The following is a 12,432-nucleotide window of genomic DNA, read 5'->3' on the forward strand; positions in this document are numbered from 1 at the left end:
GGACGCGGATGGAAGGAATTTTATGCAAGCTGCGGCATGAACGCTTTCAGCCCGTCGCTCATTTCATTCCAGATGAGATCGAACGCTGGATGCTGTTTGGCTTTTGCTGCATATGCATCGAATTTTGGGTAGGCGTTCAGCAAATCTTCCTTGCCGGAGAGCTTCTTGAGCGGCTCCATGAGGAAACGCAGAGGCACCAGCCATGCATCGGCGAGCGTTGGAGTATCGCTGATGGCATAATTGCGATCGGAGAAACGGTCCTCGACCACGCCAAGGCCCCGATGCAGCTTGGTAAACAGCCGCTCAATGGATGCCATGTCCTGTTCGGGCTTGCTCAGAAGGATGAACAGTTTCATGGCAGGCCCCAGTATTTCCAGTTCGGCGATACGGGCCATGAGACGGATCAGGGCGCGCTCACGCGGGTTGCCGGGCAAAACCGGCACTTCCGGAAAATGGTCTTCCAGATATTCTGCGATGACCGCCGCTTCGAACAGAGTTTCGCCAGAACCGGTAATTAGCACCGGAACGCGCTTTAATGGCGTTATATTGCTGAAATCAGCCGGAAACGGGTAGGGTGGAATGATCGGCTTGAACGGCAGATCCTTGAGATACAGCACGCCGCGCACAAATGCGCTATAGGGGGAAAGAGGCCGTGAATATAATTGCATCGATATCGTTCCCCGATTCGGTTGCCGTAGGAAGTCATGCAACGACAAGCTGCCACGAAATCAAATTCTACGCCAGCCCCTGAAGCGGATCGAGTAGCGGATCAGGCGGCGATCCCCAGCGCACCTGCGAAAAGGGCGCGGCCATCATCGCCGCCATGCGCGCTTTCAATCAGGTTTTCCGGATGCGGCATCATGCCCAGAACATTGCCGCGTGCATTGACGATACCGGCAATATCATTGACCGATCCGTTCGGATTGGTGCCTTCCGCATAACGGAATACGACTTGACCTTCGCCTTCGATACGCTGGAGTGTTTCGGCATCGGCGAAATAATTGCCGTCATGATGGGCTACGGGGCAGCGGATGATCTGGCCCGGCTTGTAACCGCGAGTGAAGGACGTATTGGCGTTGCTAACTTCAAGCTTGACTTCGCGACACACAAATTTCAGTGAAGAATTTCGCATCAGTGCGCCTGGCAGAAGACCGGCCTCCACGAGTATCTGGAAGCCGTTGCAGACGCCCATGACCATTACACCTTTTTCAGCCTTCTCGCGAATAGCATCCATCACCGGCATACGCGCAGCGATGGCACCGCAACGCAGATAATCTCCATAGGAAAACCCGCCGGGGATGAGAATCAGATCGATATCATCGGGGATGCTCGTATCCGTCTGCCAGACGGTGACGGGTGCCTGACCGCTGATCTTGGTGAGCGCTGCGATCATATCGCGGTCACGATTGAGGCCGGGAAGGAGAATAACTGCGGATTTCATGGCTTCTGCTCTCTCAAATAACTCAGCCGATAGCGATTGAATAATCTTCAATCACCGTATTTGCGAGCAGCTTCTCGCACATGGCCTTCAGATCGGCTTCGGCTTTAGCTTTGTCCGGGCTTTCGAGTTCGAGATCGAAAACCTTGCCCTGACGCGCGGAGTTAACTCCTTCGAAACCCAGGCTTCCGAGCGCGCCGACAATAGCTTTGCCCTGCGGGTCGAGAACGCCGTTTTTCAGTGTTACGGTGACGCGTGCCTTGATCACTCTGTAGTTCCTGCTGCTTGATTTGATCGAATGAAGCAGCCCGGAGAGGATCGTCCGGGCTGTGTGGAAAGCTTACTTCACCAGAACCGGGCCGGCGGGGCGTGGCGTGTCGTTCTCGTTCATGATGCCGAGACGGCGCGCCACTTCCTGATAAGCTTCGACGAGGCCGCCCATATCGCGGCGGAAACGGTCCTTATCCAGCTTGTCATTGGTTGCAATATCCCAAAGACGCGCTGAATCGGGCGAAATTTCGTCGGCGACGACGATACGCATCATATCGCCTTCCCACAGGCGGCCACATTCGATCTTGAAGTCTACAAGCTGGATGCCGATGCCGAGGAAAAGACCGGTTAGGAAGTCGTTGACGCGAATGGCGAGCGCCATGATGTCGTCGATCTCCGGCGGGCTGGCCCAGCCAAAGGCGGTGATATGTTCTTCAGTGACCATCGGGTCATCGAGCGCATCAGCCTTGTAGTAGAATTCGATGATGGAGCGCGGCAGCAAAGTGCCTTCTTCCAGGCCGAGTCGCTTGGCGAGAGAACCGGCTGCAACATTGCGCACGACAATTTCAAGCGGAATGATTTCCACTTCCTTGATTAGCTGCTCACGCATGTTGAGACGGCGGATAAAGTGGGTGGGAATGCCGATGCGATTGAGTTGCGTGAAGATATGCTCGGAAATGCGGTTGTTGAGAACGCCCTTTCCATCAACGACTTCATGCTTTTTTTTATTGAAAGCTGTTGCATCGTCCTTGAAGAACTGGACAAGCGTGCCGGGCTCGGGGCCTTCATAAAGAATCTTGGCCTTGCCCTCGTAAATACGGCGGCGACGGTTCATGGCTTTTCTCGGAGTTCCAAATCTGTGATGATCGGCTTTAGCCGCTATTCTCGCGGGCTACCTATAGCAATTATGTACTTTTAACAATCCTGCTTTGCATCCGTTTCCCTGATTTCCGCCTTTCCAAGCCAGATAAAGCAAGAAAGTCCCTCTTTGGCACTTGTATAATCTTGCGCCCCTTGCCAGCTTTAGGCAAGAGAGTGCCTGGTAATCTCTTCGTTAACCTGGAGCTTTGGGAGCTTTATGAATGACCACTGGCATGGATGATCGCCGCGACGCTTTTGAAAAGAAATTCGCGCTCGATGCGGAATTGCGCTTCAAGGCCGAAGCACGCCGCAATAAGCTTCTCGGCCTCTGGGCCGCCGAACAGTTAGGCAAGAAAGAGGCCGATGCTGACGCCTATGCGCGTGAAGTCGTGGCTTCCGATTTCGAGGAAGCGGGAGATGAAGATGTTTTCCGCAAGGTTCGCGCGGACTTCGACGCAGCCGGCGTTACACAGACGGATGAGGCCATCCGCGAGAAGATGTTCGCCCTGCTTGAGGAAGCCGTTCGGCAGGTGAAGCAGGACTGATCGTTCAAGGGGCGGAAATGCAAAAGCATTTCCGCCCCGGTTTTTTGCATGAAGGAAATATCGATGTCCCTGTCTTCACGTCTGCGCGCCGGAGAAACTGTTCTCTCTGCCTGGTCCTCCTTGCCTGAACCTCTGACGGTGGAAGTTCTCGCCCATAGCGCTTTCGAGGCTGTCCTGCTTGACATGCAACATGGCGGTCATGACGAGCAAAGCGTATTGCGTAGTCTCAGCCTGGTGCTGAACGCTGGAAAGCCGCCAGTCGTGCGTATTCCGGTCGGTCGTTTTGATATGGCGAGCCGGGCGCTGGATTTTGGTGCCGAGGCCGTCGTCGCCCCAATGATCAATTCGGTGGAGGACGCGCGCAGATTTGCGGCTTCCATGAAATATCCGCCGGTGGGTGAACGTTCCTGGGGCGTGTTCCGCGCCAATGCGGATTATGGTGCGCCCGGTTCCAACGATTATCTGACCACTGCCAACCGTGAGACGTTGGCTTTTGCGATGATCGAAACCCGCGAGGCTTTTGATGCATTGGACGCCATTCTCGATGTACGCGGTATAGACGGGGTTTTCGTAGGCCCTGCCGATTTCTCGATTGCATGGAGCAATGGGCGCGAAGCCAATCCGGATTCCGAGGCGATTATTGAACCGGTCACAACGATTGCCCGCAAGGCTGCTGCTGCAGGTAAATTCGCCGGCATCTATTCGCCGACGGCTGAATTCGCGCGCCGCTATATACCGCTGGGCTTTCAGTTCCTGACCCTGAGCACCGATGGCGGCTATATCCGGCTCGGCGCGCAGACGATCATTGACGATATCCGTGCGTGAGTGACACAATAATAGCTGAAAAAGAGCGCCTTCTGATTCACTTTAATCAGAAGGCGCTCTAATATACTGAATTAATGATGCTTTATTGGCTCAAGCTGCGCCATGAATTGGGCAAATACCATTGAGCCTTCCGGCCATGGGCCATGCCCCGACTCGGCATTAATATGCCCTGATTCGCCCGCATCGATCAACAATGCGCCCCAATCCTTGACCACGCCTTCCGCAGCTTCAAAGCTTGAAAACGGGTCGTTGCGGCTGACCACTGTAATTGCAGGAAACGGCAGGGGGTCGCGTGGATAGGGGCCGAATGTCATGAGATGTTTAGGGCGAATTTTTTCATTTGAAACATCAGGCGGGGTCACGAAAAACGCACCGGCCACCTTGTGCTGTATTTGCGGAATTGCGTGGATCGCCGTCGCGACACCAAGGGAATGGGCGACCAGAACGATCGGTTTGGTGGCCTCGATGGCAGCCCTTACAAGCTGTTCGACCCAATCTTCCTTGACAGGCTTCGTCCATTCGGCCTGCTGCACACGTCGCGCGGTCGAGAGCCTGCTCTCCCAACGGGATTGCCAGTGATCGGGACCGGAATTGGTATAGCCGGGGATGATTAGAATATCTGCGTCTTTGACTTTCATGGCCCCCATTTAGAGCGCATTTACGACTTCTTCAAGCATCCGGCTCCCATAACCTTGCATATGGAGCTTACGAATAATGAACAGCCTGTTCGCAGATCACTATCTTGTGAAATGCACCTCAAATGTTGATCTTTGGGGAAAGCGAACACTCATACGCGCAGATATCCCGTAAAGGAGATTAACATGACCGTGCAATCGAAAATGGTGGATGCCGAGACTTCCCGACTATCCGCACCGCTTCCCTTCGCAATGACGACACCGGTGCGCGTCGCTCGCGTCGGTCTCAAAGCCCGTGATGCTGAAACACTCGCTGAATATTATCGCGACGTAGTCGGCCTGCGCGAAATGACCCGCCGCGGCGCATCCATTGTACTGGGTGCGGGCGACCGCGAACTCATGGAAATCGAGCAATTTTCAGCGGCAAAACCAGATGATCCGCGTAGCGCTGGTCTTTATCATACGGCTTTCTTGCTGCCGACGCGTGGCGATCTGGCGCGCTGGTCGCGCCGCGCCATCGACAGGCAGTTGCCGGTCAGCGGTGCATCGGACCATAAGGTCAGCGAAGCGATTTATCTGACCGATCCCGAAGGCAACGGCATCGAAATCTACACCGACCGCCCGCATGACGAATGGCAATGGAACGGCGACCAGGTGGCCATGACCACCGATCCCCTTGATGTGGGCGATCTACTCGACGTCATCAAGCGCGAAGGCGGCGAATGGGACCACGCCCCGCAGAACACCGTAGTAGGCCATGTCCATCTGCGCGTCGGCAACGCGCGGGAAGCCGAGGCTTTCTGGCACGAACAGCTCGGCCTTGAGACGGTAGCGGCCTATGGCGACAAGGCGGTGTTCATGTCCACTGGCCGCTATCATCACCATATCGCGGCCAATGCCTGGCAAAGCGCGGGTGCTGGCAAGCGCGACATGGATCGCACCGGTCTCGCATGGGTTGAACTGGAAGATACACGTGGCGGCAATAACAGCACGTTCGTGGACCCTTGGGGCAACGTGGTCAACACGATCAAGACCAAGGCGTAAGCCAACTGATTTTTGAAATACAAAAAGCCCCATGCTTTCAAAAACATGGGGCTTTTTACTGATTCAAATTATGAGCCAACCAAAGAGTGTTGGCGAGATTTGCAGGCCGCCAGAGGCGAAGTCTCCCTAGCCGAAGACGCGCTTGAAAATCGTGTCCACATGTTTGGTGTGATAGCCAAGATCGAACTTCTCACGGATCTGCTCTTCGGAAAGTGCGGCGCGCACTTCCGTGTCGGCCAGCAGTTCCTCGAGGAAATCCGCACCCTGTTCCCAGACCTTCATGGCATTGCGCTGCACGAGACGGTAGGCGTCTTCGCGGGACACACCAGCCTGGGTCAGCGCCAGCAGAACGCGCTGCGAGTGAACGAGACCGCGGAATTTGTTCATGTTTTTCAACATGTTTTCCGGGTAGATCACCAGCTTTTCAATCACCCCAGCCAGACGGTTGAGCGCGAAATCGAGCGTGACGGTGGTGTCCGGACCGATGGCGCGCTCGACGCTCGAATGCGAAATATCGCGTTCGTGCCAGAGAGCGACGTTTTCCATGGCGGGCGTGACCGACATGCGCACCAGACGAGCGAGGCCGGTCAGGTTTTCGGTCAGCACCGGATTGCGCTTGTGCGGCATGGCAGAGGAACCCTTCTGGCCGGGCGAGAAGAATTCTTCCGCTTCCAGAACTTCCGTGCGCTGCATATGACGGATTTCGATGGCGATGTTTTCAATCGACGATGCGATGACGCCGAGCGTCGCGAAGAACATCGCGTGACGGTCGCGCGGGATAACCTGTGTGGAAACCGGTTCGGCTTCAAGGCCAAGTTTGGCGCAGACATATTCCTCGACGCGCGGGTCGATATTGGCGAAAGTGCCGACGGCGCCGGAAATTGCGCCGGTGGCGATTTCTGCCCGCGCTGCAACGAGGCGGGTACGCCCGCGCGCCATTTCGGCATAAAAGCGCGCAAAGGTGAGGCCCATCGTCGTCGGTTCGGCATGAATGCCATGGCTGCGACCGATACGCACCGTGTCCTTGTGCTCGAAAGCACGCTTTTTCAGAGCTTCCAGCACCCGATCCATATCGGCGAGCAGCAGATCGGCAGCGCGCACCAGCTGGACGTTGAGCGTGGTATCGAGCACGTCGGAGGAAGTCATGCCCTGATGCACGAAACGGCTGTCCGGGCCGATGAATTCGGCCAGATGCGTGAGGAATGCGATCACGTCATGCTTGGTGACTGCCTCGATCTCATCGATACGCGCGACGTCGAACTTCGCCGCGCTACCCTTTTCCCAGATAGTCTTTGCAGCTTCCTTCGGAATGACGCCAAGCTGCGCAAGAGCTTCGCAGGCATAGGCTTCAATCTCGAACCAGATGCGAAACTTCGTTTCGGGAGACCAGATGGCGACCATTTCTGGCCGGGAATAGCGCGGGATCATTGGCTTATCCTATGAAATTGAACAAATGTAACTTAGCAATTGCGGGCAGCTTCGGCAGCAGCGCGAATAGCTTCGATATTGGTGCGGTAGGCTTCCACGGACCCGCCCCTGTAGACGGCCGATCCTGCCACAAGGATATTCGCGCCTGCTGCTACGACCGACCCAGCTGTTTCCGGCGTGATGCCGCCATCCACTTCGATGTCGATGGGCCGGTCGCCGACCATGTCGCGTACGCGTTTGATCTTGTCGAGCATAGACATGATGAACTTCTGTCCGCCAAAGCCCGGATTGACTGTCATGACGAGGATCAGATCGACGTCTTCGATCACATTTGTCAGTGCTTCGACAGGCGTTGCGGGATTGAGCGATAGGCCAGCCTTTTTGCCGAGTGCGCGAATGCTCTGCAACGAACGGTGTGTGTGCGGGCCTGCCTCGGCGTGAACCGTGATGAGGTCGCATCCCGCATCCGCGAAGGGTTCCAGATAGGGATCGCATGGGGCGATCATCAGGTGTGTGTCGAAAAAAGCCTTGGTGCGCGGGCGGATCGCCTTCACTACCTGCGGGCCGAATGTGATGTTCGGCACGAAATGCCCGTCCATGACATCGATATGAATCCAGTCCGCGCCTGCTTCCAGCACGGCATCGACTTCTTCACCAAGACGGGCGAAGTCGGCGGAAAGAATGGATGGGGCAATGGCAATGGGGCGCATGATGGTCTCCTGGAGCATTTCCAGCAAAAGTGCGAAGCGGTTTTGCGTTGGATAATGCGTAGAAACAAAAAGATAGAGCGGCGTGGCTTGCCCGTATCATATGAACGGTGAGAATCCTATCCCCAGCGCTTATGGAACCACATCCATTGGCCAGGATATTCTCGAACCCAGTCTTCCACGGTATCGTTGAGAAGTTGCGCCGTCGCGGCAACGTCGATCTCGCCTTTTCCATCCCGCGGCAGTTCCATGCGTTCATGGAGCTCCAGCCGATAGCGCCCGCCGGGCAGGCGGATGCAGCGCGCCGGATAGACATCGCAATCATATTGCCGCGCCAGCTTGGCAAGCAGCGGATTGGTTTTTACCGGGCGGTTGAAAAAGGTGGATGGCACACCGCGATGGAACTTCTGGTCCACCAGCATGCCCACATTGCCGCCATCGCCGAGAATGCCCGCCAGCGCCCAGGCCGCACCCGCTTTCGACGGCACCAGATGCCCCATATTGGTGCGGCGCGCTTTCAGAACCTTGTTGGCGATATAGGGATTGTTCGGGGGGCGGAAAAGAGCGGTGACGTTCAGGCCGAAGGTGGCGGCGCAGATCGGCAGAAGCTCGAAATTGCCGGTATGAGCCGTAAAGAAGATGTGCGGCTTCTTTTCGTCGCGCAGGCGTTCGAAGATCGGAATTCCCTCAACTTCGATGAGGCCCGGCTTGGCAGCATAGGGATCGAAATCGAAAATCGCGTCGAGGAAGATGTACTCCGCCAGCAGGCGGGCCATCGAATCCCACATGTCACGGGCGATTTCCTCGATTTCCGCTTCGCTTTTCTCCGGATAGGCGGCGCGCAGATTATCGGTCGCGACCTTGTGGCGGGGGGTCAGCGGGCCGATCAGCCGCGCCACCTTGGCTGAAAAGCTGATCGCCCCCTTCGCCGGGAAAAGACGCAAGAAACCAAGCAGCACAAAAACCGCCTGCGCCCACAGCCAATAGTTGAGTTGCTTCAGCTTGCGCGTATAGCGAAACAGGAAAAGCTTCAGTTTGAACATCATTGCGGCAGTGTTCAGTCGATCTCGAGAATGATCTTGCCGAATACGTCCCGGCCTTCCATGCGCTTCAGCGCCGTGTCGATGTCGTTGAAACCGACAACGGTGTCGATCACCGGATGCACGATGCCGCGCGCCATCTTCTGCATGGCGTCGGCCATGTTTTCCATGCGGCAGCCGAACGAACCGAAAATCTTGAGCTGCTGCTGGAAGAGCTGCATCAGGTTCATGCTCGTGGAAACACCCGAGGTGGAGCCGCAGGTGACGAGGCGCGCGCCGCGCTTCATGCAGAGCATCGAACCGGCCCAGGTGTCCGCGCCCACATGCTCGAACACCACATCCACGCCCTTCTTCTTGGTGAGTTTGCGCACTACGCCTTCGAAACGATCCTCGCGGTAGTTGATGACGTGATCGGCGCCCAGCGCCTTGGCTTTCTCGATCTTGTCGTCGGAGCCGACCGTCGTGATGACCGTGCAGCCCATCTTCTTGGCAAGCTGGATGGCCGCTGAGCCGATGCCCGAACCACCTGCCTGAACGAGAACGGTTTCGCCCGGTTCAAGCTTGGCGTTGTCGAACAGCATGTGCTCGACCGTGCCGAAAGTGACGGGCGCGACCGCAGCACCGATGGCGTCCACGCCGGGAGGGGCAGGAACAAGCAGGCGGGCTGGAAGATTCACGGCCTCGCAGGCAAAACCGTCGAGATGGAAACCGTGCACGCCGCCGACATGCTCGCACAGATTGTCACGGCCTTCACGGCAGGCGCGGCAAAGACCGCAGGTGCGCGCACCGTAAATCGAGACGAGCTGCCCCGGCAGAAGGCTTGAAACGCCCGGGCCGACAGCATCGACGACACCGGAAGCTTCCGCGCCGATCACCAGCGGCATCTTGCGCTTGGCAAAAGCCATGCCGCGCCAGCCCCATACGTCGATATGATTGAGCGCGACAGCCTTGATCCTCACGGTAACTTCGCCAATGCCGGGGGCGGGCGGCGGAGTAATGTCGGTGATTTCAAGGCGACGATCGTCGAGTAGCTGCAAGGCGCGCATGGTGGTTCCTTTCATGGCATGATCCCGGATACGGCAAACCGTCCGGGATCATCAGGAATTTATCTTTGTCGGACCGATTAATTCGGATTTGCCGTCAAAACAAGGCTGGTATTCTGTCCGCCGAAGCCGAACGAATTGGAAAGCACGGCGGAAACTTCAGCCTGACGTTTCACATTCGGAACAACGTCGAGAGGAATGGCCGGGTCCGGGTTGTCGTAGTTGATGGTCGGGGGCAGGGTACCTGTCTGGATTGTCAGCAGCGAGAATACCGCTTCGATTGCGCCAGCCGCAGTGAGGGTATGGCCGATCATCGACTTGTTGGAGGAAACGGGAATCGAGCCGAGACGTTCCCCGAATACGCTCGAAAGCGCCAGATATTCCATCTTGTCGTTTTCGGGTGTCGAGGTGCCATGCGCGTTGATATAGGAAATTTGGGTCTCGGTCAGACCGGCATCGGCGAGGGCCGCGCGCACGGTGCCAATTGCAGGCGATGCATCCGGCTTGGAGCGCGTGCGATGGAAGTCATCGGCTTTTTCGCCGCAACCAGCCAGAATGCCCAGCACTTTGGCGCCGCGTGCAACAGCACTTTCTAGCGATTCCATGACGAGTGCGCCTGAACCTTCCGACATGGCGAAGCCGTCGCGGTCCTTGGAGAACGGCTTTGAAGCCTTTTCCGGCTTTTCGTTCTGGGTGGAAAGCGCGGACAACAGCGAGAAGCGGATCAGGGCTTCCGCTGAAACGGAACCGTCGGTTCCAATGGAAAGCACACGGTCGCTTTCACCGCGACGGATGGCTTCCACGCCAAGCTGGATGGCGGTTGCGCCGGAAGCGCACGCGGTCGAAAGCGTGATCGGCAGGCCGCGCGTGCCGAATATTTCCGACAGGCGTTCGGCGATGTAGCCGAACTGCGTCGTGTTGAAGAGCGCATCCTGACGGGCGCGACGGCAGGCTTCGAGCAGAAGCTGGTAGCTTGCCGGTCCTTCGTCTTTCACGCTGGCATCAAGTGCGAAGCGGCTCTTCCAGTCGAGTTCGACCGGGGGGGCGGCCAGAAACAGCGGGCCGCCGAAATCCGTCGTGGAAAGACCGGACTGAGCCACAGCTTCCTCACCGGCAAGGCGGGCCAGCGCCTCTGAAAGCGCTGAAGCGCCGACTTCGCTTTCCGGAAGAAAATCAACCGTACCGGAAAAACGCGTGTTCAGATTGTCGATGGGAAAACGGGTGATGGTGTGGATGCCCGACTGTCCGCCGGTCAGCGCGGCCCAGTTGTCTTCCTTGCCCTGGCCGAGGGAGGAAACAACGCCTGCACCTGTGATGGCGACGATGGGACGGCCCAGATGGTCTGTATATTTGCTCATCTTATGCTCTCACCAGCTTTGCAGCGCCTTCGGCGCGCGTTGCCCCAATGGTGGTGACGATGGCCTCGTCGACCGTGCCGTCGACAGCCTTTTCGGAGGCGTCGAGCGGTGCGAAGGCTTCGCCCTTCCAGACGGAAATCGCCGCCAGCGCCAGCGCCAGCGGGAACTGCGCCTCGCGCAGGTGACCGGTCAGGCCGGATATACCGCGATAGGTCGCGGCAAGCCCGTCCAGTACCGACTTTTCAGCCCTGGTTGCTTCATGCGCGCCCGATGCACCGGAAATAACATAGGACGGCTCCTTGCCGCCATTGGCCGCGAGGACCAGATCGCGCATCGTTTTGGCGAGATCCTGGCTGCTGCGGCGAACCTGCGCGCTTTCGATACCGGCGATCTCCGCATAGGCGCGTGCGCCGCGCTTTTGCGCATGTTCGGCATTTTCCAGAACAAGAAATACCCCGCCGGAACCTGAAATCATGCCGCCCCCGGCCGAACCGTCGCGCTGCCAGAGCGGAGCCCAGCCGTCGTGCTTGAGCAGGCCGCCCAGTTCATGGCCGAGAATCATGTCGAAATGTTCGGAATTGTAGGAGCCGCCGACGAGCGCATGCGTGCTCTGGCCGGTGCGGATGCGCGCCGCAGCTGTTTCGATTGCAGAAATGCCGGAGCCTTCCTCGCCCATAAAAGTACGGGAAGAGCCCGTCACCTTATGCACGATGGAAATATTGCCTGCGAGCAGGTTGGAAAGCTGCGCAAGAAACAGGGTAGGGCGAAGCTCCGTCGAGAGTTTCTCGTTGAGCATGACGCCGCGATCATTGCTGGTGCGGCCTTCTTCCAGAATCTGCATGTCGACGGTGATGTCGCGTTCGCCGCCGCCTGCGCCGACGACCATATCCATGGTCGCGCAAAGCGCTTCGTCGTCCTTCATGCCGGCGTCCTGCAACGCCAGTCCTGCTGCATAGGTGCCGAGACGCTGCCATGTTTCCATCTGGCGCTGGTCGCCACGCTTTGGAATTTGCAGGCTCCAGTCTACTTCGCCGAGCGGGTGGACAGTGTAGGGAGCAAAGGCTTCGCTTTCGAGGCGTGGTTCTGCACCAGCCTTGGAATAGCTGTTCCAATGTGCTTCCACGCCTTCGCCTAGCGAAGAGATGATGCCGATGCCGGTGATGACGACTTTATTGCTTTGCATGGTTCGGTTCTGTCCGTGGATTCTGCGAGTGATCCAGAAACGGAATCAGGGCGAA

At 57.4% G+C, this 12,432-nt stretch carries 14 protein-coding genes; 3 read left to right on the forward strand and 11 right to left on the reverse strand.

Annotated features, from left to right (window positions below; genetic code table 11):
- Nucleotides 1-20: 20 nt before the first annotated feature.
- The 4 genes from KUG47_RS04970 to purC all read right to left on the reverse strand — a co-directional run bounded on the left by KUG47_RS04970 (nucleotide 21) and on the right by purC (nucleotide 2,543).
- Nucleotides 21-668 carry a glutathione S-transferase family protein gene (locus tag KUG47_RS04970; protein WP_217676798.1) on the reverse strand — a complete coding sequence of 216 codons (648 nt, stop codon included), beginning with the start codon at nucleotides 666-668 and terminating at the stop codon, nucleotides 21-23.
- 101 nt (nucleotides 669-769) lie between these two features.
- The gene (gene purQ / locus KUG47_RS04975) at nucleotides 770-1,441 is read right to left on the reverse strand and encodes a phosphoribosylformylglycinamidine synthase subunit PurQ (RefSeq protein ID WP_217676799.1); all 672 of its coding nucleotides are present in this window, start codon (nucleotides 1,439-1,441) and stop codon (nucleotides 770-772) included.
- A gap of 22 nt (nucleotides 1,442-1,463) precedes the next feature.
- Nucleotides 1,464-1,706, reverse strand: a complete 243-nt coding sequence (gene purS / locus KUG47_RS04980; RefSeq protein ID WP_217676800.1) for a phosphoribosylformylglycinamidine synthase subunit PurS — start codon at nucleotides 1,704-1,706, stop codon at nucleotides 1,464-1,466.
- A 72-nt stretch (nucleotides 1,707-1,778) separates the two neighbouring features.
- The gene (gene purC, locus KUG47_RS04985) at nucleotides 1,779-2,543 is read right to left on the reverse strand and encodes a phosphoribosylaminoimidazolesuccinocarboxamide synthase (protein WP_217676801.1); all 765 of its coding nucleotides are present in this window, start codon (nucleotides 2,541-2,543) and stop codon (nucleotides 1,779-1,781) included.
- Between the two features lie 247 nt (nucleotides 2,544-2,790).
- On the opposite strand from purC, the gene KUG47_RS04990 reads away from it, so the two are divergent.
- Together KUG47_RS04990 and KUG47_RS04995 are read left to right on the forward strand one after the other, a co-directional pair.
- Nucleotides 2,791-3,114, forward strand: coding sequence for a DUF1476 domain-containing protein (locus tag KUG47_RS04990; RefSeq protein WP_217676802.1), 324 nt, complete (start codon nucleotides 2,791-2,793; stop codon nucleotides 3,112-3,114).
- Nucleotides 3,115-3,171: 57 nt separating this feature from the next.
- Complete coding sequence (locus KUG47_RS04995; RefSeq protein WP_217676988.1) at nucleotides 3,172-3,939, forward strand: HpcH/HpaI aldolase family protein; 768 nt, start codon at nucleotides 3,172-3,174, stop codon at nucleotides 3,937-3,939.
- Between the two features lie 71 nt (nucleotides 3,940-4,010).
- On the opposite strand, the gene KUG47_RS05000 is transcribed toward KUG47_RS04995, so the two are convergent.
- Nucleotides 4,011-4,577, reverse strand: a complete 567-nt coding sequence (locus KUG47_RS05000; protein ID WP_217676803.1) for an alpha/beta hydrolase — start codon at nucleotides 4,575-4,577, stop codon at nucleotides 4,011-4,013.
- 183 nt (nucleotides 4,578-4,760) lie between these two features.
- Here KUG47_RS05000 and KUG47_RS05005 point away from each other — a divergent pair, with 183 nt between their 5' ends.
- On the forward strand, nucleotides 4,761-5,618 hold the full coding sequence (locus tag KUG47_RS05005; protein ID WP_340162780.1) for a VOC family protein: 858 nt from the start codon (nucleotides 4,761-4,763) through the stop codon (nucleotides 5,616-5,618).
- Between the two features lie 126 nt (nucleotides 5,619-5,744).
- Here KUG47_RS05005 and purB read toward each other — a convergent pair whose 3' ends face one another.
- From purB to KUG47_RS05035, 6 genes are all read right to left on the reverse strand, one after another.
- The gene (gene purB / locus KUG47_RS05010) at nucleotides 5,745-7,046 is read right to left on the reverse strand and encodes an adenylosuccinate lyase (RefSeq protein ID WP_185917963.1); all 1,302 of its coding nucleotides are present in this window, start codon (nucleotides 7,044-7,046) and stop codon (nucleotides 5,745-5,747) included.
- A gap of 32 nt (nucleotides 7,047-7,078) precedes the next feature.
- Nucleotides 7,079-7,756: a ribulose-phosphate 3-epimerase gene (gene rpe, locus KUG47_RS05015; RefSeq protein WP_217676804.1), complete on the reverse strand. Its 678-nt coding sequence runs from the start codon at nucleotides 7,754-7,756 to the stop codon at nucleotides 7,079-7,081.
- Nucleotides 7,757-7,872: 116 nt separating this feature from the next.
- On the reverse strand, nucleotides 7,873-8,799 hold the full coding sequence (locus KUG47_RS05020; protein ID WP_217676805.1) for a lipid A biosynthesis lauroyl acyltransferase: 927 nt from the start codon (nucleotides 8,797-8,799) through the stop codon (nucleotides 7,873-7,875).
- Nucleotides 8,800-8,810: 11 nt separating this feature from the next.
- Nucleotides 8,811-9,839, reverse strand: coding sequence for a zinc-binding dehydrogenase (locus tag KUG47_RS05025; protein WP_185918185.1), 1,029 nt, complete (start codon nucleotides 9,837-9,839; stop codon nucleotides 8,811-8,813).
- 77 nt (nucleotides 9,840-9,916) lie between these two features.
- Nucleotides 9,917-11,194, reverse strand: coding sequence for a beta-ketoacyl-ACP synthase (locus KUG47_RS05030; RefSeq protein ID WP_217676806.1), 1,278 nt, complete (start codon nucleotides 11,192-11,194; stop codon nucleotides 9,917-9,919).
- A gap of 1 nt (nucleotide 11,195) precedes the next feature.
- A complete protein-coding gene (locus tag KUG47_RS05035) occupies nucleotides 11,196-12,377 on the reverse strand; it encodes a beta-ketoacyl-ACP synthase (protein ID WP_217676807.1) in 1,182 nt (393 codons plus the stop codon).
- Between the last annotated feature and the right edge of the window lie 55 nt (nucleotides 12,378-12,432).

The organism is Falsochrobactrum tianjinense, assembly GCF_019100495.1.
Taxonomy (GTDB): domain Bacteria; phylum Pseudomonadota; class Alphaproteobacteria; order Rhizobiales; family Rhizobiaceae; genus Brucella; species Brucella tianjinense.